The sequence below is a fragment of the Prevotella sp. E9-3 genome (assembly GCF_022024015.1).
GTDB lineage: Bacteria > Bacteroidota > Bacteroidia > Bacteroidales > Bacteroidaceae > Prevotella.
Window position 1 is genome coordinate 991,646 of the sequence record NZ_CP091786.1, and the last position, 24,224, is coordinate 1,015,869.

Consider the following 24,224-nt stretch of genomic DNA (forward strand, 5'->3'; position numbering starts at 1 on the left):
GATTTTCGAAAATTAAGACAAATAAAATTCGCAAACTAGAACGGAGAGACAACCAAAATTCACCTTTTGGGGTTCTTGAACGGCCGTTATACCGCAATTTTCTGCATCTTATACCGCAATCCTTTAAGTTTTATACCGCAACTTAATGGTAGTTGCAGTATAACTGAATGGTAGTTGCAGTATAGTTTTCATTCAATTACGGTATAACTACCATTCAATTGCAGCTTATATTCGGGGACTTTTAAGAAAAAAGAGATGCCTTTTTGAATCTCATAATTGTAAGTATTTGATGTTCAGTTGGTTGCGAACAATTCGCAACTTACACAACACTTGCTCATATTTCGCACAGAGAAGTCCAAAGATGGAGTTGGTGAATTCCGTGCGATTCTCACGCGCTTTAATGTAATAAATATGCATTCAGAAAGTGCATAGATATACTTGTTGTGCTCTTTTGGGGGGACTGTAAAAAAACAAGGAAGAAGTATGATCAACGGGGTCATACTTCTTCCTTCGTAATTATTTATTTGTTATAGATTATACTTCCCAACCTACAGCACTTGCACCCAGTACAGCAGCCGATGCGCCGTCGAGACCGCTCACCAAGAACTTGGCTTTGCCGCGGAAGATTTTCAGTACATGGGCATCGTAGGCTTCGCGGATAGGCTTCATAATCAGTTCGCCTGCCTTGACCATTCCACCGAAGAAGATAAATGCTTCAGGTGATGAGAATGCTGCAAAATCAGCGCAAGCCTCGCCAAGCATCTTGCCTGTGAATTCATAAATCTCCTTAGCCAGTTCATCACCTTTTCCTGCTGCTATTGAAACATCAAGCGAAGTGATATTCTCAGGGTTCATGTCGCGAAGAAGTGAGGGACGAGTGGTCTTGGCCAGCAGTTCGCGTGCTGTACGAGCCACACCTGTAGCAGAGCAGTAAGCCTCCAAACAACCTGTGCGTCCGCATCCGCAGCTACGGCCTTCTTCACCGCGTACCATTGTTACATGACCTAACTCACCGGCAAAACCGTCGCTGCCATAGAGTAACTGACCATTTACTACAATACCTGAACCAACGCCTGTGCCAAGTGTGATGACAATGAAGTTCTTCATACCGCGAGCCACACCATAGACCATCTCACCGATGGCTGCTGCATTGGCATCATTGGTCAGCGCTACAGGAATGCCGCTCAGACGGTCGCTAAACATTTTTGCCAGCGGAACGATGGTGTCGTGAGCCCAAGGCAGGTTCGGAGCATACTCGATGGTGCCGTTGTAGAAGTTGCCATTAGGGGCTCCAATGCCCATAGCCTTGATAGTGTCAATGCCACCTACTTCTTCGATGATAGGCTGCAGAGCCTCAACGCAGGCATCAACATAGCTCTCGGCTGAGGGGTATCCGCCGGTCTTTATAGCAGTGGTGGCTTTGATCTCACCACGTGAATCAACTATGCCGAATACGGAGTTTGTACCACCAAGGTCCAAACCAATCACGTATGGCTTCATTATTACTTGTCCGTTCATAATTATTTTGGGTTTTATGTTAATGAGTAATTGGCGTTTGAAAACTGCTACAAAGATAGCTGAAAAAAATGAAAAGCTATCACCTTTTTATAAAAAAAAAGAGCAAAAGCATTTATTTGTTGAAGTAGTTCATGCTTCTACTTTGCAGTTATATCTCAGAAACAATATAAAAAACTTAGGTGAAAGTTTGGCTTTTCGCACGTTTTTTGTATCTTTGCAACATCAGTATTAACCTTTTAACCTAAGATGCTTATGAACAGGGAAGATAAATTTGTGATTACCATCAGTCGCCAGTTTGGTACTGGTGGTCATGAAATCGGAGCTGAACTGGCTCGCAGATTAAATGTGAAACTACTCGATAAGCAGATACTGAATGAGGTGGCTCGCCGCTATTGTGTTGTAGAAGATGTGGTTGAGAAGATAGAAGCACGCAATCCACATTGGCGTGATGATTTCACAAACTTCTATCGTCAATACATGGCAGGTGCCGAATATAACGGACAGGAACAGGACGAGACGTCTCACCAGCTGTTTGAAGCACAGGCTGATGCCATCAGAAAAATTGCCAAGGAGGAATCGTGTGTCATCATAGGCCGTTGCGGATTCCACATCTTCAAAGACCATCCCAACTGTCTGAAAATATTCATTCATGCCGATGATGACTGCAGGAAACGGCGTATTGGACAAAAGTACAATATCTCAGAGAGCGATGCCGGAGCCATGATTGTGGATAATGACTACTCGCGTGAGCTCTACACAAAGACCTTCACAGGCAGTGAATGGCAGGACGCCCGCAACTACGACCTCTCACTCAACGTGCGGAAGTTCGGGGTGAACGGTGCGGTTGACTTCATTATGAAGTGCATTGAATAACTACTAAATACAGAATGAAATCAAGACTATTTCTATTCCTGCTGGCCATTGCCGGTACTTCCGTCACAATGGGCCAGCAGAGAATTATTGAATGCCTGGACTTCGGATGGCGATTCCATTCAGGCGATGTTACTAACGCAGAGAAAGAGAGTTTTAGTGATGCCGGTTGGCGAACAGTTGATGTGCCCCACGACTTTCAGATTGAACAGCCGTGGGTGGCTCCTGCTGCTGATGAGAAAGCTGACAACACCGATGTGGCGGCCAATATTAAGAGCCGTCTGAGTAGTCGCGGGTTTAAGGAAATGGGAAAAGGTTGGTATCGACTGCACCTGACGCCCGCAGACTCGTTGAAAGGACGTAGGTTGTTGCTCCAGTTTGACGGTATCATGTTTACCGGCGATGTCTATCTGAATGGCGAGCGCATTGGTGGAACAGACTATGGATATGTGGGCTTTGAGATTGATGTTACCGACAAGTTGCGACTGGGGCGTGAGAACGTGATTGCCGTGATGGCCGACACACGCGAACCGGGCAATTCGCGCTGGTACACGGGTGGAGGACTGTTCCGTTCTGTTCGCCTGGTGGCTACTGGCAAGGATTTCTTCTTCGGTAGGCACGCTCTCTCAGTGACTACGCGCGATAATAAATATATTAAGGTGAAGGCTGAGTTCACCAATCGCACCCGTCAGGCTGCTCGTACGCATGTCAAGGTGTTCTCGCCTGAAGGACAATTGGTCTATGAGGGTGGAAAGACCATTAATCGTCATCGCATGGCACGCACGGTAGAGAAGGACCTTTGTGATGAGGTGAAGATTGAAAATGCTCAGCTATGGGATACAGAACATCCGTATCTTTATAAGGTGGTGGCTCAGCTGCTGTACGAAGATGGAAGTGTGGCCGATGAGGTGGAGACCACCTTTGGTATCCGCACTGTTGAAATAGTGCCCAATCAGGGCTTGCTGCTGAATGGTAAGAAAGTGTTGTTGAAGGGCTATGCCAACCATCACACGCTGGGGGCACTGGGTGCAGCTGCCTATCCGCGAGCCATCGAGAAACGTATCCTGTTGATGAAGCAGTATGGCATTAATCATATCCGTACCTCACACAATCCTTATAGTCGTGAGTTTATTGAACTTTGCGACAAGTACGGTATTCTTGTGGTTGACGAACTCTATGACAAGTGGACCCGTCAGCATACTGGGGGGCGAGTACCTTTTGAACAACTTTGGCAACAGGATATTCCTGAATGGGTGAAACGTGACCGTAACTCTCCCTCTGTCGTGCTGTGGAGTCTTGGCAATGAACTGCAGCAGGATCCCAACCAACCTTTTAATGACTTTGGCGTGACGATGTATCGTTTGATGCGTACACTCATCAACCGTTACGATTCCACCCGAATGGTCACTGTGGCTATGCATCCACGCTATCGCAACTGGGAAACCGATTCGCTGCCAGCCGACTTGGCGATGATTACCGATGTGCAGTCATATAATTATAGGTATATGTATTTTCCTGGCGATGGTCAACGCTTTCCTTGGATGAAGTTCTATCAGAGTGAGGCCTCGGTAGCTGCAATGGGGCAGAACTATTTTGAGATGGAACTCGACAAGGTGATTGGTATGGCCTATTGGGGCGCTATCGACTATCTGGGTGAAAGTCAGGGATGGCCGGCTAAGGGATGGAACCAGGGCGTATTCACTCTTGACCTCGAGCCAAAGCCAAAGGCATATTATATGAAGTCGTTCTTCAAACCGGAAGAACCTGTTGTACATATTGCGGTGATTGAAAAGAAAGGCGATCAGATGTGGAATGGTGTGCAGACGGGCAATGATGGTATGAGTGATCATTGGAATAGAATTGCGGGACAGAAATTGTCGCTCATCACCTATACCAATGCCGATGAGGTGGAACTCCTACTCAATGGCAAGAGTCTGGGTAAGAAACAGAACGATGTGAAGAATGCAAAGATGCGCAACCAGATTCGTTGGAATGATGTGGAGTACAAGCCTGGAAAACTCGTAGCCATAGCTCGCACCAATGGTAAAGAAGTGGCACGCCATCAGATAGAAACAACGGGTGAGGCAGTAAAGCTTCTGGCAATTCCTGATGTTTCCTGGAAGGCTGACGGACAGGATCTGCAGCATGTGCGTATAGTGGCTGTCGATAAGAAAGGGCGTGTTGTTCAGACCACCAATGAGGAGGTGACGTTCCAAGTGGAAGGAAATGCGAGGATTGTAGGCGTGGTCAATGGCGACATCAATTCGAATGAATTGACCGTTGGAAACCACCGTTCGCTTTACAACGGAACATGTACTGTGATACTCCGTTCCACTCGTGAGGCAGGCCCTGTCACGCTGACGGCTACTGCTCCGGGCTTGAAGCCCGTCACGGTGAAAATGTCAACCAGTGACAGATAATTGCTGTTTGGGTCGGAAAACTTGGATGCATCCAAAGACACTTGTGATGCATCACAAGTGTCTTCTCTTTATGCTGGCTGCGCGGCGGCTAACGAATACTGAGTATCAGCACATTACGGCGAATCTAGGAAACATTTAGGAAACATTATGAGCATGTTCTGCACATTCTGCACCCGATTTCCTCAATAATACCAGCCATTTTTGTCACTTCGTTTACTTATTCTCACATATTTGCAGATTATTTGCAAATCCGTGAGTTTCCTTGATGAATCTCGAATAACTATTGTCCCAGGAACTCTGATGCCATACGGTTAATTTAATCAATGTCCATCGGTTCAAGCACGATTTCTTCTGGTTGCAAGTTCAGCAGGAACTGCATATAGCTGGGGAGAGTTAACAAATGTCCTTCCCTGCCGATATTGTAATCACCGAACTTTATAATCTGTTTGACATGATACTTCTCTGGGTGGTTCAAAACAGTTCTTGCACTGCAATGATACACTTTTTCAAACGAATAACCACTATCTCAACGCACTTTTTCCAACGAATATTATATGTTTTAACGCATTTTTTCAAGCGAATGTGTCAAATTCTATGACCTTAACGGAAAAAGGTTGTCACTTTTTAGAGAGTTAAGTGAGGGACGGCTTCTTTGTGAAGACTGATGAGAAGTGGGAGAAGGTGAGGTATGACGAGATTCTGTGGGTGAGAGCCTTCGAGAATGGCAGCGTCGTGTTCCTGACTGGTGAGAGAAGCCTAATGGTGAACCATCGACTGTGGCGTATTGAGGAAATGCTGACGGAGCATCCGAACTTCGTACGCATCAATAGGTCGGAGGTTGTCAATCTGAATGCCATAGATGGCTTTGAGGGTAATTGCTACTACATTGGCAAGAATCCGCTGTACGCTACTGGTGACTACCGCCAGCGTATGGAGGGAGTGTTCATCAAGGCGAAGCAGCAGTGACGTGAAAAAAGCCGCCCGAGAGTACTCATGAAGAAGCTCTCGGACGGCTTGGCCGTACTTGCAGTAGACACTGGATGTAGGGGTTACTCCCACATCACTTTGAGTCATTGCCCTTATTTCCTGAAAGAACAATTTCGTCAGGAAATAATTGTGCTTGCAAGTTGTGTTTGTACATAGGTTCAAAGAACGCTATTTCCTTCTGTAGATAAAAAGGAGGGCGGCGCCGTCCGCGCCGTGGCTTTCGGGAGCCGCCCTCCGTGGTTTGTCACTGGCCTCACAAAGTGTCAGACACCTTGTGAGCTTATTGTTTTCATCAGCGCGAGCTAACTGTGCCGATGGTCAGTTATGGCCTTTACCGCCTGTACCTGCAGTACAATCAATACATTCACTGCCGATAGAACCGTTAGAGCCGTCATTGACTGACGTTGAGCCGCCGTTTATGGTCAGAGTGCCGCTGATGGCATCGCCGCCGTTGCCTCCAGAACACTCAAAACATTCATAGCCGACACTACCGCCGTTGCCTCCTCTGGCTGTCAGCGTGCCGCCGCTGACGATCACTGAGCCGTTGATGGCAACGCCGCCGTTGCCTCCATGAACATCCAGATCTTCATTGCCGCCACTACCGCCGTTGCCTCCTCTGGCTGTCAGCGTGCCGCTCGTCAGCACCAGTGTGCCATGGTTGCCGCCAACGGTTGAACTTGTATTTCCGTCCGTGCCGTTGACATTCATCGTGCCATTGCCCTGGATGGTGAGCGTTGCGCCGTCGGCCAGGCTGATGCCCTTGTTCAGGGTGAGCGTCGTGCCGTCGGTCAGCACCAGTGTCACGTCGCCGCTCACGGTGATGGCATCGCTGTAGGTCAGTCCGCCTGCGGGCACGGCGAAGGTGCCTGCCGTCCATGCGGTGGTGGTGTTGTTAAGCGGGGTGCTGAGGTTCTCCGTAGCCTGTCCTCCAGCGAGTTGCCCGCCGGTGGTCCAGTCTGTTACGGTGACGCTCTGCACCAGGATCCTGTTCTTACCCACTACGAGGTTGAAGGTGTAGCTGTTGCTTGCCTCCAGTTCGGGGATGCCCTTCACGAGGAGGGTGCTGCCTTCGCCGTCGGTCAGCTGAATGAAGCGGGCGCCGCTGTCACCATCGCCAGGCACTACGAGGGCGGTGAAGGTGGAGTTCTGACTCCAGCCCCACCCATTGTTGCTGCCCTGTGCGTATGGCTGGATTTCAGTGCTGCTGCCCGTGGGATTGCCGTTGGCAATGCCGCTGGCTTCGCTGTAGATGCGGACGTTGTCGACGGTCTTCTGGTCATCACGGTACTGGCTGCCGAAGCCGCTGATGCGTACGATGACGCGGGCCATCTTGCGCTCCAACTGCATCTGGATGTCGCTGCCGCCCTCGGGACGGGAGATGTTCTGCGTGCGGGTCATGTAGTCGGCAAGGGCGATTTTGTCCACGCTGCTCTGGTCGGTGGGCACGGTGAATGCGGTCATCGACGTGCCGGTGGTCACGGGATAGTAGGCCTTGAAGGTCATCTCGCTCTGCGTCCAAAGGAGGAACTTGCCGGCCTCGGCCTCTGCCCAGGTCTGCTGGTCGGCGTTCTGGCACTGGAAGATGACGGCCTCCTGGTCGTTAGTGCTGACGCTGATTTGGTCGCCCTGGTTGAAGATGCGCGCCTGGTCGAAGTCGGTCGATGCGGGATTGCTGCGGGTGGTGGCCTTGAGTGAGCCTACGCTTACGTTGATGCCCACGGCGTTGTCGGGACGGGCGAAGCTGTTAGCGGTGGCCTCGTCGTCGCTCTGGCAGCTGGCCAGTGTGCCCATGAGGGCGAGGGCTGCCAAGGATAGATATTTTGTTGCTTTCATATTGTTTTTGCTTTTTTTCGTTATTACGTTATTTCGTTATTACTACCCATCAGGACTTACTCAGTGCCGAGGTTGTCGCCGGGCTGGTCTTCCCATGAGGTGACGGTGAAGGCGCGGGAGCCTGCGGTCACGCCGTCGTTACCCACGGTGAGGGGCAGGGTGTACTGCTTGCCCTGCTCGAGGGTGTAGGACTGGGTGTTGGTCCACGAGAACGAGCGCGTGCCAATCTTGAACGATACGGTCAGGGCACCGGCGGCAATCTGCTGCGGCACGATGATGCTCTCGTAGGTGGCGGTGCTGTGCTTGCTGTCAGCCGTGGCATCGGTGCAGGTACCCTTCATGGGCAGGATGTCGCCGGCAACGGGGGTAGCGGCGTCGGTCACGGTGCCGTAGTTCTCATTGGCGGTCTCCATGGCCTTGAAGTTATAGCCCAGGTTGGTGCCGCTGATTTTCACATCGCTGATGTTGGCGGTGTTCTGGTTCAAGGCATAAAACTCGTCCTTCAGCTCCAGCGTCACGTCGAGCTTGGTCAGGGCGTGGTAGAAGTTGATGACCAACTTGCCGTTCTGCATCAGCGTCTCCTCGATAGAGGGGTTGGCGATGGTCTTTGTCGGCATGGTCAGCAGGTCCTGCTGCTTCAGCTTGGCCTCGGTGCTCTGGTCGGCAGCCACGGTGAGGTTGGCACCGACGATGAAGTCATAGTCGCTGAACGTATTGCCCTGCTTGTAGGCGGCAGTCACGGTGATGCTCTGCTGGTCGTTCTGCCAGAGCATACGGTTTATGGGCGTCCACTCGCTGCCGTCGTACTGTACGGTATTGAAGTAGCTGTAGGTGGCCGATGTGGGGTTGACAATCTTCACCTGGAACTGCTGACCGTTCTGGTTCACGTCGCTGCCAGTGATGCTGGCGCGGGTGATTACAGCCGTGGGGTCAACGAGGTTGGTGGTGAAACGCATCACGCCGTCCTCGGGGAACTGCGAGACGAAGCTCTGCTCGTCGTCGCTGGAGCATGCCGTCAGCGCCATGGCTGCTGCGGCTGCGTAAAGAATGTTTTTGAATCTCATAATCTGTTTAAATTAAATAATGTTTATAAATGAATTGTCAATTTTCAATTCTCAATTCTCAATTACTACATGGCCTGTCCGCCACTGATGGTGGTGCCTTCGGTCCAGTCGTTGATGCTCACCTCGCCGATCTCAATCTTGTTGCGGCCCACGATGAGATTGAGCGTGGTGTATTTACCTGCTTCTAGGGGGATGTCCTCGTCGTGAGTGTAGGTGAACTGCTGTCCGTCGATGGTGATGGCCACGGTACGGAAGCCCGTCTGCGGCACCATGATGCTGCCGTAGGTGGCGGCATAGCCCGTAGAGGCGGTGACGGCGGGCAGCGATACAGCGGCCTGCTCACCGGCGGTGACGGTCTGGGCCAGGTAGTTGATGGTGGCGGTGCCGGCAGCGGTAGCTACACACGAGGTGATGGCAGGCGTCTGGCTCCACTGGTTGCGGAAGTTCATGTTCACCACGAGTTTCGCCATGGCGTGGTCGAAGGTCAGCGAGACGGGGTTCTGAGTGGCGATGAGTCCACTGAGCTGGCGTGCCACGAGCAGGTCGCTGGCCTCATAGTCGGCAGGGTCGAGCGTGTAGGGGTCGGCGGTGAAGTCGCTCACCGTGCGTGCCGGGTAGATGCCAAGGAAGTAGTGGGATGTCACCATGTCGCTCCAAAGCATCTGGGTGGCAGGGGTCCACTTGCCGTCGGCACCGAGGGTGTTGGTCACGCCGTTGACCACACGCTGTGCGGGGACGGTCGTAGCGGAGCCCGTCCAGGCATAGAGCGTCACTTGGTCGCCTTCGTCGAAGGTGGAAGCGTTGCCCGTGGTCGTGGCGCGGGTCATGGCACCGATGCTCGCCTCGATGGTGATGTACTTGGCTTCCTGCTGTTGCCCAGAAGCCGACTCGTCGTTGCTGCACGCTGCGGCCAGCAGGCCGAGGGCAGCCAAGGGGATGAATCTGAATGCTTTCATCTTACTGATTGTTTTAGAAATTAATATTAGGGTGAATTTAAAAAATTATTTGTCGGGATTGATAATCTCGCCGCTGATGGTCCAGCCCTCCGTCCAGTCGTTGATGGTGAAGGCTTCAAGCAGCATGTAGGGACGTAGCTTCGTATAGTCGAGCTCCACGACGTATGTCTTGCCGCACTCCATGCGGGGCGCGTCGGCCAGATAGGTGAGGCGCGTACCCTCGGGGGTGGTGACGCTGAGTGTCAGGTAGCAGCGCTCCTGTCCGCCGGCGGTGGGCATCAGCGTGTGGTCGTCGTGGCGCAGGGTAGCAGCATCGGCATGGTCGGCAGAGAGCGCGCCGAGGCTGACGGTGAGGAAGTCCTCGCGGTCGGCAACACCGTAGCGGCCCTGTCCGTCGCGGTGGGTCAGCAGCACGTCGCTGGCCACGCGCTCCACTGAGGCGCTGATGGCGGCACCCGTCGGCACGTTGCGCACGATGACTGTCAGTTCAGACAGCAAGCGCTGCAGGTGGAACTCGGCCACGGTCACCTCGTCAGGCTTCACCGTGGCATGGGTCACGGCATACCAGGCCTGGGCGGGCGACGATGAGGGCTGACTGAGCGACACGCGGGTGTCGGGCAGGGCGGTGTGGAACTCCTCGTCGGCGCGGGTCGCGCTGCGGGTATCTGCACCTACGTTTTCAAGCACGTAGCCGTGGGCCTCGTCCATGTCGGCGGTCACCAGCAGGTCGTAGTCGCCCACGGGCAACTGCTGTAGCCAGTCGGCAGCCGCCTCGGTATTGTTGAAACGGTTGGCGACGGTAGTGCCACCCGTGCCGCTGACGGTGAAGCGGATGTCGTCGATGGTGGTGGTACCGGCATCGGCCTCGTCTTCCCAGAGGAGTTGCGGGGTGACATAGCCCACGGGCTTGCCGTCGTACTCGTTGGGGGTAAATTCATGCTGGTCGTGATAGCAGGCGCAAAGAAGCCCTCCCCCAACCCCTCCCAAGAGGAGGGGAGTAAGGATGAGGGACTTTAAGATATTAAATGTCTTCTTTATCATTGTTGTTTTCATACGCTCACTTATTTTTTTCGTTCATAATCAGTTCCACGCGGCGGGCCTGCCTGCTGTCGGCAGCATCGTGGTCGATGCCACGGCCAACGACTGGATGCAAGCGGCGGGCGGCGATGCCACGGCGCACGAGCAGTATCTTCACGGTGTTGGCGCGGCGCTGGGTCAGCTGGAGGTTGTAGGACTGGCTGCCAGTGTTGGAGGCGTGACCGTAGATGGCCAGTTCCACGTCGGGCTGCGCCTTCATCATATCAGCCACGGCATCGAGCTTGTCGGCCTCACGCTGTGTCAGACGGTGGCTGTTGTTGGCGAAGTAGATGACGGGGAGACTGACAGCCTCTGGTTTCTGCTCCGCCACGGCGGCTGGCTCTGCCACAGGCTGCGGCGTCTCCACTACGGGAGCGGTTTTCTGCTCTACGACAGGCTGCGGCTGTTCAATGACAGAACTAACCTCCTGACTCCCCTCCCTTGGCGAGGGGTTGGGGGTGGGCTTCTTCTTGCCAAGATGGTAGGACAGTTTCAGACCGGCCTCGTAGATGAGGTTGCTCTTGTGGCAGTACTTGGGGATGTTGTCGAAGCGGTCGCCCGTCAGGCAGGTGATGCCGCCGTAGAGTTGGAGGCCGACGTTACGTGCCACACGGTAGCCCACGGCAGCCTGACCGCCCAAACCGAGGTGCCACTGGCGGTCGAACTCCTGCTCAAAGCCCGTGGCGAGGTGCTTGGTGCGCGTGGTGACGGCTGAGACTTGCGGCGACAGGGTGACGGACCAGCGTGTCGTCGGCTTGGTGATGAGCGACAGCACGTCGAAGTTGGCCTGCAGCCCGAGGCGCATCCAGCGGGTCTTGGCTTCGAGGTCGCGATAGTAGTTGCCCTGCTTGCCAAGGACGGGCGCAAAGGTGAACTCACCGTCAGTAGCGAGCCAGAATGGATCGCAGTCGAGCGACGTCTGCTTCTGTCCGCCCATCGTGGCGAGGGCTTCAACTGATAACAAGCGGCTGAACTGATAGCCGCCGAAGACACCGAACTGAGCACCGACGTTGGTCTTGCTCTCGGTGATGCTGCGGAACGTGGCCTGACCGAAGGAGGTGCCGCCGCTGAGCCCGGCATACCAGCCCCGCTTGTAGTCGCGGCTGTCACTCTGGGCAAACGCAGTCTGCACCCCTGCGGCAAGCATCGCCAGCAGCATGAGGATAGAAATTGTTTTCTTCATCATAATAAAAAATGGATTAGATATAGACAAAAAACAATGAGGCTTCCCATGGCAGAAAGCATGGAAAGCCGTATATTTACGCGCGTGAGCGCGAATTTTAATAAAGGTGGACTGGCGGTTAAGTATCTGAGAGAGAGAGAGAGAGAGAGAGAGTAGCAAAATTATTGTAATGGCCAAAAGAATTGGTCATTATTCGTGCAATTTTGGTATTTATTAACTCTCTTAAGTAGTTTGTCATCAGGTATAGCAAATATTAATTCGAATATAGAATTTCCTGTACAAAAGTATAAAAAATAGTTTAAATTAACAAACTTTGTGTCATTTTTCTATGAATTTATATGTTAAAAACTGGCTATATCATTTTTTTTCTATCAAATAATACGATTTCAAGAAGTCAAGTTGCTACGGATAAAACACACGCTGAGCAATGACTGACGACACTTGTACTAGCAGATGCAGCTGCCAGAAGATACGTCCCTTGAAAAGAATGATAGGACTGTCTTGTCATACAAAGACGAAAGGAGTATCGTTATAACCTGTTTGACATTTGTAAATCCAAAGTTCTCAATTATTGATACACACTCACCTCCGATAAATGCCTCGCCTCTGATAAGATTGTACTTAGAAATCCTCTCAAATGAGATAATAAAAAAGGGAACTGCCCATTAGGGCAGGTCCCTCTGCAAATTATGTAAGAGTGATTATTACTCCTCAACGGCAGCCTGCGCCGCTTCATGCTATGTTCAGTAGGTCTTCTGAAGTCCTCGTCCATCATTATTCTTCAGTCATCTCACCACTTATTTTGTTAAGGATTGTTAGTTTTTTGTTATGCAGCCAAAAACTGCACTTTTCAATATCTTTGTGTGAATATGAATGTTTTTTCTGTGAATATAAACGATTTTTCTGCGAATTTGAAATATGCAGTTTCAAGACATTTCATTATTTTTGTCACATATTTTTATACTTACGTCAATTATTCACTTACAGTTACAACAATCATTTAAATTTAATGCTTATGAACAAAAAATTACAATCGCTGATGCTTGCCATAGTGGCAATGCTGATGATGCCATCGGTCGCAAAGGCTGAGGCAGGGATTACGTTCAAGTTTATGAACGACGTGACGGAAGTGACTGAATTCGATTCTTCTGTCAATGTGTATTTCTATCAGGATGCCATTGAGGCATTTGAGCTATATGCTTATCCTAACTCTTACCAGCAGCTTTCTGACGACCAAGTCGGCCAGACTTATTATTATCGTACGCAGATGGGGCATACGGGTGAAGTCACGATTGCTGCTGAGGGAAACACCATCGAGCTGCAGATTCGCAAGGTTACTGTGACTGCGAAAGACCAGGAAGACAATCCTCTGAACGGTGTCAGATTAGACATGTATGCTCATGGTAAGGGGGTTACGTGTATCGGTGATGTTTCTACTAATTCAGAAGGTCAGTGCTCGTTCTATGTGGTGCCTGATGCCAACTATGCTTATAGTGCTTCTTACTATAATTATTATACAGGCTATACCAATTATGAGCTGACGGGCGCTGTCGATGTGACTAACGATGCCCAGGTGGATCTGATCTTTAATTTGGAAGCTAGCCCTGAGATTACCCCCGAGACTAAGTATCAGCTGAAGATAGTGCCTCGCCATGGCCAATATCCTCTGCAGAATATGGGCAGTGTGAGCCTTTATCCCTATAGCGAGGAGAAGGCCGACTTGAGCGATATTTCTTGGTTGAACTATTATAATGACTGTTGGAGCACATGGCAGGTTCCCGGTTCTTACATGATTCAGGACCCCTATGGTGCATGGAGTGACGAGATCAAGATTGAAAACGAAGGCAAGCTTGTCTATCTGGATTACTACAAGGTAACGTTCACTTCGAAGAATACCGATCCTAACATGCTGAAGGACTTCTCCGTAAACGGTCAGGGAATGAAAACTGACGGTAAGGGTCAGGTAGACTATTATCTGCAGCCAGGCACCTATACCTATTTCCATGCTGGCACCTCGACGGAGTTTACCGTTGGCAAGCAGGATATGACCATTGATGTGACCTGCTACAATGTTAAAATCAATGTGGTATGTAGTGACCCCAGTCAGCTGAACGGCATTGAGTTGCAAAGTGCTGACGGTTCAAGACAGAATCTCTCGCTGAAGAACGGCAGTATTGAGACCGCGTTGCAGCCTGGTGACTACAAGCTGTATTACAATGGTATGCTGGCTAAGGAGTTCAAAGCCGATGCCAATAAGACCGTCGAAATAAAGCTTTTCTCTGTGAAGTTCACTCGCAATGTGGAGGGTAACCAATACGACTATGTTTATTTCAGCAAGAGCGGCGACCGCAATTCTTACGAAAATCTGTATTATAACCGTGTTTATTACTATCCTGAGGGCGACTATTTCTTCACCTATAATGATCCTTGGAGCGGTAATACCCGTTGGACAGATGTCAATCTGAATGAAGACAAGACCTTTAGACGCATGCTTTATAAGCTGACGGTCAATGTTGCCGATAAGCAGGGCGCTCCTGCAGGTGGCATTTATGTCAATATATATAGAGGTACGAGCGGCTCGAATAGCTCAGTGACGGGTGGTTCGACTGACGATAATGGTCAGTTCATGACCTACGTCGATGCCGACGACTATTACATTGTGGTTGAGGGCTATGACACTAAGAATGTGAAGGTTACTGGCGATGATGCTGTCTCGCTGACTGTTCCCACGATGGTTCACTTCAATGTGACCCTCAACGGCGAGCCGTACACACAGGACAGCTATCACTTCTACCTCTATGCCGAGAACCATGAGGGCGACAATATCAATGTGACCTTCACGGGTGCAGGCAAGGCTCAGGCACGTCTCGATACCAACGTGAAGTATGGCGTTTGGAACTATCAGGGTGTGACCACGATCACTGAAGGCTCAACGCTCGCGCTGGGTACCATCAGCGTGAATAGCACCGGTTCTGGTCTGGCCTTCCCACAGAGCAGCTGGAACGCTACCTCTACCTACCAGATTGTCGTGGGTGCTCCCATGCGCTTGGCTGCTGTGCCCGTAGGCGAGAAGTTCACGAAGTGGACCATCAACGGTGTGGACTATACCGATCCGATGATTGACTTCACCACGAAGACGCACACCACCACTGCTACGGCAGTCTTTGGCGGAACCGTTCCTTCAATGATTCGCAGCGTGCAGACTGATGGCACCATCGACTATGATGACAACTACATCAATCTGCCTCAGGACGTAGAGGGCACAGCCAACATCTACACCCTCGATGGCAAGCAGGTGAAGAGCATTGGCGTGATTGGCGACAAGGTAGGCATCTACGATCTGCCTGCTGGCGCTTACATCATGTCGCTGAAGTCTGATGCAGGCATCATCAACGCCCGCTTCCTGAAGAAATAGTAATCAGACATAAAGATACGAATACGAATAAGAGGATGTGTCACAAAAGGACACATCCTCTTATTCGTAAGGTCAAAGGTCTAAGGTCTAAGGTGAGACCCCACGACCCGATCTTTTACAGTTTGTAGAGGTCGTTGGCTGCCATGAGCTCCACCTTCATGTCTGAAAGGATACGGTCGCACTGCTCAAGGTCGGTGGGACGGATGACGACATGGGCCACGTCACCGTTGGCAAACGAGTACATATACTCAATGAAAACACCTTTTTCAGACAGCTTCTTCAGTACAACGGCTAGTGAACCGCTGGTGTTAGGACAAACGAAGCCGATAACATCGGTGATCTTCACGGCGAAGTGATTGTCTTTCAGTACCTGATAGGCCTTGTCAGGATCACTCACGATACAACGCAGAATACCAAAGTCGCTGTTGTCGGCAATACTCATGGCTGAAAGGTTAATGTCTGCACTTCCCAGAATCTCGGTCACTTCGTTCAGGCGGCCAGACTTGTTCTCAAGGAAAATAGATAATTGTTTTGCTAACATAGTTTTATGCTTTAAAGTTTCTCTTGTCTATCACGCGTTTGGCTTTTCCTTCACTGCGTTCAATACTCTTCGGCTCAGCTAGCTTGATCTTGAAACCAAGTCCGATGACAGAACGCAATTCTGCCTCAAGTTTCTTCTGTAGTCCAACCATTTGCCCCATCTCATCGGTGAAGAATTCTTCTTTCACCTCGACACGCAGTTCACAGGTGTCGGTGTTATTCACGCGGTCAACGGTGAGCATGAAGTGTGGTTCAAACTCAGGCACAGAGAGAATAACAGCCTCGATCTGTGAAGGAAATACGTTTACGCCACGAATAATCAGCATGTCATCGCAACGGCCCAAAATGCGATCCATACGCACAAGCGTACGTCCACACGAACACTTGTCGTAGTGCAGCGCAGTAAGGTCGTGAGTGCGATAACGCAGCAGCGGCATACCTTCCTTTGTGAGGTGGGTGAAAGTCAGCTCGCCTAATGTTCCTTCGGGTAAAGGCTCTCCAGTGTTCGGGTCAAGAATTTCTGGATAGAAATAGTCTTCGTTCAGGTGAGTGCCGTGCTGACATTCACACTCATAGCCCACACCAGGACCGGCAATTTCTGATAATCCATAGATGTCGTAGGCCTTGATGCCCAACGAAGCCTCCAACTTCTGTCGCATCTCTTCCGTCCATGGCTCAGCACCAAACGCTCCTACGCGTAGCTTGAATTCATCGCGCTTCCATTCGCATTCGCCAAGGGCTTCGCCCAAAAAGAGTCCGTAACTGGGAGTACAGCACAGAATGGTTGAACCAAAGTCGTGCATCAGGGTTATCTGCTTCTGTGTGTTACCACTGGAGATAGGAATGACGCTGGCACCAATATTGGTTGCACCATCGTGGGCGCCCAGTCCGCCAGTGAACAGTCCATAGCCGTAAGCCACCTGGAATATATCGTCCTTTCCAGCACCGTAGGCAGTAAAGGCACGGGATATGGCTTCAGCCCACATGGCCAAGTCTTTGCGCGTATAAAGTACTACGACAGGCTTACCGGTGGTTCCACTCGAAGCGTGAATACGTACTATCTGGCTCATAGGAACGGCAGCCAGTCCGAAAGGATAGTTGTCGCGAAGATCTAGTTTGTTGGTGAAGGGAAGTTTCACGATATCGTCAATACTCTTGATATCGCCAGGTTCGAGACCCATTTCCTGAAACTTCTTACGGTAGAAGGGAGTGTTGTGATACACATACTCCGCCATCTTAACTAGACGGCGGCTTTGAATTTCGCGAAGTTGCTCGCGATCCATGCATTCAATGCTGGGATTCCAAATCATAAAGCTTAGTCGTTATTGGGGTTGTTTTTAACTTTTAGCTTGTGTGCAAAGTTACGAAAAGCATGTGGCAAAACAAAAGAATTTTCTTTTTTTCTTTTGATTTACTATCAATTTTTCGTAATTTTGCCCATTGAAACTATATAACTACAATGAAACAACTTTTTCTCTTGCTTTTATCATTAATGGGGATGGTCACTGTGACTGATGCCCAATATGTAAAACTGACCGACCTGCCAACTCTCTATATAGAAACTTTCGACGGAAATGGTATCTATAGCAAAGATGTCTATGAATATTGTCGTTTCCATTATGTTGATGAGGCTGGCACCGTTGAGTTTTTTGACTCGGTATCTATTCGTGGCCGAGGCAATTCTACTTGGAACATGGCGAAAAAACCTTATAGGATAAAATTCCTAAACAAAGAAAAGTTTCTGGGTACTGGCTATGCCAAATGTAAGAAATGGACACTGCTGGCCAATGCCGGTGATAAAACGATGATTCGGAATGCTGTCACCTCGGCTATGGGCGATTTCTGTGCCAATCTTCATGAAGCAGGGAAACCTAAATCTCTGCCATTCAATCCCGCTGCAAAGTTTATTGATTTGGTGTTGAATAATGATTATCTGGGAACCTATCAGATCAGCGATTTCGTTGACGTTCGCCCTCATCGAGTTAATATCATGGAACAGAACGTGCCCTTAGGCGCTGATGATGATATTACGGGTGGCTATTTGCTCGAAGTCGATGGATTCCGTGATGGCAATTGGTTCAACACTTCTTCCTATGGCGCTCCTGTACGTATTCACTATCCTGATGATGAAGAAATAGAATATCGTCAGACGAATTACATCAAGAACCATGTGAACAAGTTTGATCAGGCGCTGAAGTCTGATAAGTTTGATGATCCTACTAAGGGCTATCGGGCTTATGTTGATTCCTTGTCGCTTATAGACTGGTATATCTGTACTGAAGTGAGTGCCAATATTGACGGCTTCTATAGTACCTATTTCTATAAAGAACGTGGCGATGACCGTTTGTTCTTCGGACCACTATGGGACTATGACATAGCTTATAATAATGATCAGCGTGTGCGTAGTGAGAAAGGACTGGTCAGTTCGGTCAACTCACTGATGGTGGATATAGCCTATTCCGGTTCGCGCGAATGGGTACGCCGCATGTGGGAAGATACTTGGTTTCAGAAAAAGGTTTACCATCGATATGAAGAATTGTTGAAGGCTGGTCTTGTTGACTATATGCATGGTAAGATAGACAGTCTTCAGCAAGTGCTTAGTAGGTCGCAGCAACTGAACTATGAGAAGTGGGGAATCAGTAAGAAAATGTATCATGAGATGGTTCTCTATAGTAGTTACGATCAGTATATCGATGATTTGAAAACCTTTATCACCGATCATTGTAGCTACTTGAAGCAGGCCTTTGCCAATCGCAAGCCTGACGAGCCCACACCGCCTTTTGTGCCTGATGACTTCTACTATCATATAGTCAATGTGAAGTCGTTGAAGGCTATGGAGGTGACCAATAACAATGTGGTACAATATACTAACGATAATACTCGCGAAAGTGAAGATTGGATACTAAAGGACCTTGGCGATAATACGTTCATGATTGTTAACCGTCTTACCAATAAGGCTTTGAACGATCCCACTCAGGGGACTTCTACTGCCACCACAAATGTGGGGACACAACTCAACGTGGCTACGCCAGATGATACAGACACTCGCCAACACTGGCAACTATTGCCTCAAGGAACGGCAGGTTATTATAATCTCTTGAATGTCTATTCACAGCATATTGCCAATTTGAGAGGTGGTAGTTCTGATAATAATGCCGCTGTGTTGAGTTATACCAATGATGCCCGTAACGGTGAGAGTCAAAACCGCCTTTGGTATATTGTGGCCAATGGCGAACTGCCTTCCGAGCTAACTGGTGTTGAGACTGTTGAGCCCGATGAATATGCACTGGCCTACAATCCGTCTTCTCAGGTGTTGCATTTCGGCTCTTCCACTCCTGATGGTCTTTCATTTACGGTCAATGTCCATGCAATGAATGGCATGCTCGTTGGTACGTTCCAGGCCAACGAGTCATTTGAAATGAAAAACCAGCCAACGGGTATCTATATCGTCAGCTGGTGTGTGGGAGGTAAAAACCGTTCTGTGAAATTCAGAAAATAGTCTATAGCTTTCCCGAATTATTCTTTCATAAGGAACTGCTTGAAATCTTCGAAATTCTTTGACATTTCGATACTCTGCTTCTTACCCTTCATGAAAGCTTGCAGACGCTCGGGAATCTCAATGTCTAATCCAAGAATCTCGTCAACCTTTTCCTTGAATTTTGCTGGGTGGGCGGTTTCGCAGAAAATGCCTATTTCACCAGGTTTCAGCTGTTCTTCCAATGCGCGATAGCCACATGCACCGTGTGGATCGAGAATATACCCCGTCTCAGCATAACATTCGCGCATGGCCTCTTTAATCTGCTCGTCGCTATAAGTGGCTCCGCTGATGAGGCTTGTGATGCGTTGGTGTGTCTCTTCGGCTGATAGTTTGCCATTCTCGCTGTAAAGGTTGATGATTCGGGCAAAATTTGAGGGGTCACCAACATCCATTGCATTAGCTAAAGTCTGCTTAGATGGCTTAGGATTGTATTGTCCTGTTTGCAGATAGTTGTAGAAAATATCGTTGGCATTATTGGCTGCAATGAAACGTTTAACAGGTAGTCCCATCTTGTGGCCGAACAAAGCAGAGCAGATGTTGCCAAAGTTGCCTGAAGGCACACACATTACTAATTGAGAGTTGAGAGGTGAGAGTTGAGAAGTAATTTGAGCCACCGCATTGAAGTAATAGAATGCCTGTGGCAGAAAGCGGGCCACGTTGATAGAGTTGGCCGAGGTGAGTTTCATGTGCTTGTTCAGTTCTTCGTCCATGAACGCGCTCTTCACCAAGCGCTGACAGTCGTCGAACACACCGTCCACTTCAATAGCTGTGATGTTCTGTCCCAATGTGGTGAACTGACATTCCTGAATAGGACTCACCTTGCCCTTTGGGTAGAGCACATACACGTGGATGCCTTCAACACCTAAGAATCCGTTGGCCACAGCCGAGCCCGTGTCGCCAGAAGTAGCAACAAGCACATTGATCAGACCATTACCCTTATCTTTCAGGGCGCTCTTATTGTTCTGAGTGAAATACCTCAGCATCCTGGCCATGAACCTTGCACCTACATCTTTGAATGCCAGTGTTGGTCCATGAAACAGTTCCAGTGAATAAATGTTCTCTTTGACTTTCTTGATGGGACATTCAAACTGCAAGGTGTCGTAAACCAGATCTTGCAGACTGTCGCCGTCTATGTCTTCGCCAAAGAAAGCATCGGCCACATTGTAGGCAATATCCTGAAACTTCATGTTGGGCATGTTCTCAAAAAATGCCTTAGACAGAGGGTTAATCCGTTCGGGCATGTAGAGCCCGCGATCTTCGGCTAGTCCTTTTACCACTGCTTTCTCGAGCGTGGCCATTGGCGCTTTACCATTAGTGCTGTAGTATTGCATATTCTGATTTTTGATTATAGTTTCTGCCCTGCAAAGGTACGATTAAGACAGAACAATACAAAGAAAATCTTTTTCTTTTTTTTCTTTTTATGTAATGCTCTGTGATTAGACTGAGTGAGGCAACTGTCAGCCGTGCAATTTGGCGGACAATTCTGGAGGCTTCAGTGATGCATCCTTCAGAATTTTTGAATAAATAGTTAATTATTGGAAAAACGGACAAAATGAGGTGGAAATATGTTGGAACAACGACAAACTTAATTTATAGACCAGATATGGATGGACTGAAATGATAAATAGAGACACGGGGCGCAATCGCTGCGCCCCGTGCCGTTACTGCAGTTCTATTATTTACTAACTTTTATTTGAACATGTTTTGCTTGATTGTCTGCTGTACATCGGCAGGTGTGTCCTTGTACTTGCAGCAGTTCACTATATATCTCACCACCTTGTTGGGCAGTTCAGTTAGCTTCACCCATTCTTGGTTCAGATTCTTCCAGCGACCTTTGAAATGAGTGTTGTCAATCATCATCATTTCCTCGGGCTTAACTGCGGGACGCCCCATCTCGCTATAAACACCGTTCTTGAAAGTGTAGGTTCCGTACTCATGAGGCAGCACCACAATCTTGCCTTCTTTTGAGAGAGCAATCTCAGCGCATGCGTATTCGCCATCGGCACCATAGTACTTAAACTGCGTGTAGCCGCTCGCTTTGCCGCAGATGCGTAACTTCTCGCCATCCCACTGCATTTTCTCAAGCATCCAAACACCAATAAGTTCCTTGTCGGCCACTTTCGTACTTTGGGCGCATACTTGCATAGCACTCATAAGTGCCATTGCCATTACTAACACCATTTTTCTCATGTGTCTTGATTTTTTTATGGGTTAAACATCATGTGAATTAATACGTCGCAAAAGTACAGGCTTTTGGCCAACAGACCAAGTTTTTCAGCTTGCATCTGCTTTGCAAGCATTTTGCAATTCGTTTGCAAGTGTACCTTTGCTACATTGACAGGATAAACTCGTCCCAATCGCGTGCACCGCCTTTTTTGCCAAACACCTTTTTATATAAACGACTACGCACGGTGCTGATGGTGCTCATGTCTCGCATTAGTACTGTTGCAATATCTTTGGGAGCTATGCGGAGCTTGATGAGCAGGCACGACTGAAACTCCAGTTCTGACATTGGATAAATACCGCGCAGCTGACTGCAAAAGCCGGGATATACCATCTTTAGGAGTTGTTCTGCCTGTTGCCAGTCTTCTTCCTTCAGTCGCTGTCCGTTGGTTATACGTCGGTAAAAGGTAGCGTATTCGTCGGAAACAAAAAATGTTTTTTCCACGGTCTCCACGGCTTTTCTTACGGTTGAAGGCCGATTCTCCTGCACCTCTTGTATCTGTCGTAATTGTAGTTGAAGCTGTCGTTTCGCCCTGCGATTGATGATGGCTAACCGTACAGACACCAGTGCGATGACAGCGATGAGCAACGAGACACAGGCAATCCATACGATGGTTCTTTCCTGTCGCCGTTCTTTGGCTGAGAGCACGTAGCGGCTATTGTCGGCATTCTCGTCTTTTATGGCCGTATCAATTATATTACAGATCTCGTTGCTCCATTCTTGAAAGATGTCGTCGTCGCGAACACTGGTATAAATCACACCGCTGCGCTGAATAGTGATGGTGCTGTCGTTGCAGATGGTGAGAGGGTGCGGATCTCCGTCCTCCAGATAGAGCAGTTCACCGCCTCCCTTGTCTATTAGTGTCACTTGGGCAATCGCTTTTGGCCTAATGACCAGTCCTGTCGGAGTGGTAGCCAGTCGGCATTCATAGAGCATACTGTCGCTGGTGTAAATATGGCAAAGTGTGCCATCACCTTCTCTTGTGTAGTTCAATTCGCGTCCCATAGGAAGTTCTACGTGCTGTAACATCCATGCACCATGAAGGAAATATGCCCGCTCATTCTTCCTTGCGTCGCCACAGGAAAGGAGAAACAGGCATACGGTGAGTAGCAAAAGAGAATTCTTCATCTTTTTCTTTTTTGCGCAAAGATACTATTTTTTTTGCACAAAAATGGATTCATTCTACTTTGCATTTTATTTGCATTACTTCTTTTTGATGATTCCTATGATGATGAGCAGATAGCCGAAAAGGCAGAGTTTGGGGCAACGACATTCCTGCGCGTGGAGAAAATGTTGGGATTGAACTACTGTTCGCTGCTTCCTGAACCTGCCATCGTTAGCGAGCGGTCATGATATCTTCATGAACTCCTTCATGAACTCGTTCAGGCGCAAGAGACCGTAGCCGCCGCTGACGCAGGATAGTTCATCGTAGTGTTGAACCTCGTCTGGTTCTATTCCTTTATAATAGATAAGGAAGGGAACTGGCTCGTTGACATGGATGCGCAACTCGACAGGGGTGGGGTGGTCGGGAAGAACTGCCATGCAAACGGGCTCATTCATTTTCTCAATAGCTTCATAGATTGGCTTGATGAGGCGCTGGTCCAAGTAATTGATGGCACGCAGTTTCAAGTCGAGGTCACCGTCGTGGCCAGCTTCGTCGGTAGCTTCTACATGAACAAAGACAAAGTCATCTTTCTTCAGCGCCTCAATAGCTGCTTCGGCCTTTCCTTCGTAATTTGTGTCGGCCAAACCTGTAGCACCCTCCACTTTGATGATGCGGAGTCCGGCATAGCGGCCAATACCCTGAATGAGGTCAACGGCAGAGATAACAGAGCCAGTCTTGATTTGCGGATACTGCTCCATGAGTGTCTGCATGGAAGGACGATAACCGCCGCTCCATGGCCAGATACTGTTGGCTTGGCGTTCTCCTTGTTTTGCTCTCTCAATATTATAGGGGTGCTTGACTAATAATTCTTGTGACCTTAGGATAAGGTTATTGAGAAGGTCGGCAGTTTCTTGCGCCTCCTGTTCGTAACCTTTTTCAGATTTCACTAACAGAGGTCTCCACTCTTCGTTTGGATGATCGTGGGGTGGAGCACAAGTGATATGTTTGTTGCCACCCTTCATGATAAGTAGATGGCGGTACTGTATGCCACAAATGAATTTCACACGTTCGCATCCCTCTTGCTCGTTGATGGGTTTTGCCAGTGTCTCGTTCAGGTAGTCAATGAGCACTCGGGCATTCTCAGTTTCCAGGTTGCCACCATTGTGGGTGATAATCTTTCCGTCTTCAAGAGTGATGATGTTGCAGCGCAGGGCCAAATCGTCGTCGGCCATATCATAGCCAATGGAAGCTGCCTCCAACGGGCCACGGCCTTCATAAACTTTATTCAGGTCGTAACCAAGGATAGCTGTATTTGCAACTTCACTGCCAGGAGGAAATCCCTCGGGAACGGTGATGAGCCGTCCTGTACGCCCCTTTTTTGCCAGTAAGTCCATCATCGGTTTGTCGGCATACTGAAGAAGAGTTTTTCCTCCAAGGCGTTCAACGGCATGATCGGCCATGCCATCGCCCAAAATGATAACGTGCTTCATGACC

The 24,224-nt window shown here is 49.2% G+C and carries 19 protein-coding genes; 7 read left to right on the forward strand and 12 right to left on the reverse strand.

Annotated elements, in window-relative coordinates; all coding sequences use genetic code 11:
• Positions 1 to 534: 534 nt before the first annotated feature.
• Positions 535 to 1,518 (reverse strand): ROK family protein, encoded by a 984-nt coding sequence (locus tag L6475_RS03555; RefSeq protein ID WP_237822557.1) that lies wholly within the window; start codon positions 1,516 to 1,518, stop codon positions 535 to 537.
• Positions 1,519 to 1,540: 22 nt separating this feature from the next.
• Between L6475_RS03555 and L6475_RS03560 the strand changes: the two genes are divergently transcribed.
• The 4 genes from L6475_RS03560 (at position 1,541) to L6475_RS03575 (ending at position 5,774) form a co-directional block, all read left to right on the forward strand.
• Positions 1,541 to 1,750 carry a hypothetical protein gene (locus L6475_RS03560; RefSeq protein WP_237822559.1) on the forward strand — a complete coding sequence of 70 codons (210 nt, stop codon included), beginning with the start codon at positions 1,541 to 1,543 and terminating at the stop codon, positions 1,748 to 1,750.
• Between the two features lie 20 nt (positions 1,751 to 1,770).
• Positions 1,771 to 2,391, forward strand: coding sequence for an AAA family ATPase (locus L6475_RS03565; protein ID WP_237822561.1), 621 nt, complete (start codon positions 1,771 to 1,773; stop codon positions 2,389 to 2,391).
• A gap of 14 nt (positions 2,392 to 2,405) precedes the next feature.
• Positions 2,406 to 4,808 (forward strand): glycoside hydrolase family 2 TIM barrel-domain containing protein, encoded by a 2,403-nt coding sequence (locus L6475_RS03570; protein ID WP_237822563.1) that lies wholly within the window; start codon positions 2,406 to 2,408, stop codon positions 4,806 to 4,808.
• Positions 4,809 to 5,444: 636 nt separating this feature from the next.
• Entirely contained in the window at positions 5,445 to 5,774 is a 330-nt protein-coding gene (locus tag L6475_RS03575) for a LytTR family DNA-binding domain-containing protein (protein WP_237822565.1), read from the forward strand.
• A gap of 339 nt (positions 5,775 to 6,113) precedes the next feature.
• On the opposite strand, the gene L6475_RS03580 is transcribed toward L6475_RS03575, so the two are convergent.
• The 5 genes from L6475_RS03580 to L6475_RS03600 all read right to left on the reverse strand — a co-directional run bounded on the left by L6475_RS03580 (position 6,114) and on the right by L6475_RS03600 (position 11,911).
• Entirely contained in the window at positions 6,114 to 7,628 is a 1,515-nt protein-coding gene (locus L6475_RS03580; protein ID WP_370641640.1) for a fimbrillin family protein, read from the reverse strand.
• A 56-nt stretch (positions 7,629 to 7,684) separates the two neighbouring features.
• Entirely contained in the window at positions 7,685 to 8,692 is a 1,008-nt protein-coding gene (locus tag L6475_RS03585; protein WP_237822567.1) for a fimbrillin family protein, read from the reverse strand.
• 65 nt (positions 8,693 to 8,757) lie between these two features.
• On the reverse strand, positions 8,758 to 9,648 hold the full coding sequence (locus L6475_RS03590; RefSeq protein ID WP_237822569.1) for a fimbrillin family protein: 891 nt from the start codon (positions 9,646 to 9,648) through the stop codon (positions 8,758 to 8,760).
• Positions 9,649 to 9,693: 45 nt separating this feature from the next.
• Positions 9,694 to 10,689: a FimB/Mfa2 family fimbrial subunit gene (locus L6475_RS03595; protein WP_237822571.1), complete on the reverse strand. Its 996-nt coding sequence runs from the start codon at positions 10,687 to 10,689 to the stop codon at positions 9,694 to 9,696.
• A 16-nt stretch (positions 10,690 to 10,705) separates the two neighbouring features.
• On the reverse strand, positions 10,706 to 11,911 hold the full coding sequence (locus tag L6475_RS03600; protein WP_237822573.1) for an OmpA family protein: 1,206 nt from the start codon (positions 11,909 to 11,911) through the stop codon (positions 10,706 to 10,708).
• Between the two features lie 1,012 nt (positions 11,912 to 12,923).
• Here L6475_RS03600 and L6475_RS03605 point away from each other — a divergent pair.
• The gene (locus L6475_RS03605) at positions 12,924 to 15,323 is read left to right on the forward strand and encodes a hypothetical protein (protein WP_237822575.1); all 2,400 of its coding nucleotides are present in this window, start codon (positions 12,924 to 12,926) and stop codon (positions 15,321 to 15,323) included.
• 115 nt (positions 15,324 to 15,438) lie between these two features.
• On the opposite strand, the gene L6475_RS03610 is transcribed toward L6475_RS03605, so the two are convergent.
• Positions 15,439 to 15,864, reverse strand: a complete 426-nt coding sequence (locus tag L6475_RS03610; protein WP_237822577.1) for an amino acid-binding protein — start codon at positions 15,862 to 15,864, stop codon at positions 15,439 to 15,441.
• A 4-nt stretch (positions 15,865 to 15,868) separates the two neighbouring features.
• Complete coding sequence (locus L6475_RS03615; RefSeq protein ID WP_237822579.1) at positions 15,869 to 17,173, reverse strand: phenylacetate--CoA ligase family protein; 1,305 nt, start codon at positions 17,171 to 17,173, stop codon at positions 15,869 to 15,871.
• A 149-nt stretch (positions 17,174 to 17,322) separates the two neighbouring features.
• Between L6475_RS03615 and L6475_RS03620 the strand changes: the two genes are divergently transcribed.
• Entirely contained in the window at positions 17,323 to 19,362 is a 2,040-nt protein-coding gene (locus L6475_RS03620; RefSeq protein ID WP_237822581.1) for a CotH kinase family protein, read from the forward strand.
• A 17-nt stretch (positions 19,363 to 19,379) separates the two neighbouring features.
• Here L6475_RS03620 and thrC read toward each other — a convergent pair whose 3' ends face one another.
• From thrC to L6475_RS03635, 3 genes are all read right to left on the reverse strand, one after another.
• A complete protein-coding gene (gene thrC, locus L6475_RS03625; RefSeq protein WP_237822583.1) occupies positions 19,380 to 20,732 on the reverse strand; it encodes a threonine synthase in 1,353 nt (450 codons plus the stop codon).
• Positions 20,733 to 21,090: 358 nt separating this feature from the next.
• Positions 21,091 to 21,591, reverse strand: coding sequence for a hypothetical protein (locus L6475_RS03630; protein ID WP_237822585.1), 501 nt, complete (start codon positions 21,589 to 21,591; stop codon positions 21,091 to 21,093).
• A 139-nt stretch (positions 21,592 to 21,730) separates the two neighbouring features.
• Entirely contained in the window at positions 21,731 to 22,753 is a 1,023-nt protein-coding gene (locus L6475_RS03635) for a hypothetical protein (protein ID WP_237822587.1), read from the reverse strand.
• A gap of 33 nt (positions 22,754 to 22,786) precedes the next feature.
• Here L6475_RS03635 and L6475_RS03640 point away from each other — a divergent pair, with 33 nt between their 5' ends.
• Positions 22,787 to 22,978, forward strand: a complete 192-nt coding sequence (locus L6475_RS03640) for a hypothetical protein (protein WP_237822589.1) — start codon at positions 22,787 to 22,789, stop codon at positions 22,976 to 22,978.
• Here L6475_RS03640 and L6475_RS03645 read toward each other — a convergent pair.
• Positions 22,973 to 24,220 carry a cofactor-independent phosphoglycerate mutase gene (locus tag L6475_RS03645; RefSeq protein ID WP_237822591.1) on the reverse strand — a complete coding sequence of 416 codons (1,248 nt, stop codon included), beginning with the start codon at positions 24,218 to 24,220 and terminating at the stop codon, positions 22,973 to 22,975. The two genes, L6475_RS03640 and L6475_RS03645, sit on opposite strands and share 6 nt — an antisense overlap.
• Between the last annotated feature and the right edge of the window lie 4 nt (positions 24,221 to 24,224).